Raw genomic sequence first — 414 nt, forward strand, 5'->3', positions numbered from 1 at the left:
CAACGAGCGCTCACGTGGTTACAGTTGAAATGGGGTCAGAAATTTTCAAACCCTTATAGAAAAGCCGTTTCAGTTTCTGACTCCCTAATACCGACTGCCGACTCCCGCGCGCAGCGCTATATAAGGCTGGTCAGGGGTGCGTCCCTTATCTCCATCCAAGGGGATGAAAGCCTTACCGGGAAGTTATTTCGGGCATTTCAGCCTTATTTCATTCCCGAACGAATCGCACCTATAATTATATGTTGGCATAATCCCCGCCGTTCTTCTGGCCCCTCGTCGCTCGCGCCCGGAAAGCCGGCGGAAATTCCAACCCTTCCGGATGCTATCATAATGATTAGGTGCGATTCGTTCGGGATCGAAATAGGGCTGAAATGCCTGAAATAACCTCCTGGTAAGGCTTTTATCCCCTCGGAT

At 50.5% G+C, this 414-nt stretch carries 1 protein-coding gene; it reads right to left on the minus strand.

Translation table 11 applies throughout. The features are described from left to right. Positions 1-203: 203 nt before the first annotated feature. A partial coding sequence (locus AC0QHF_RS00860; RefSeq protein WP_324702295.1) for a hypothetical protein occupies positions 204-414 on the minus strand: 211 nt, incomplete at its 5' end.

It is taken from the genome of Lyngbya sp. CCY1209 (genome assembly GCF_055795065.1).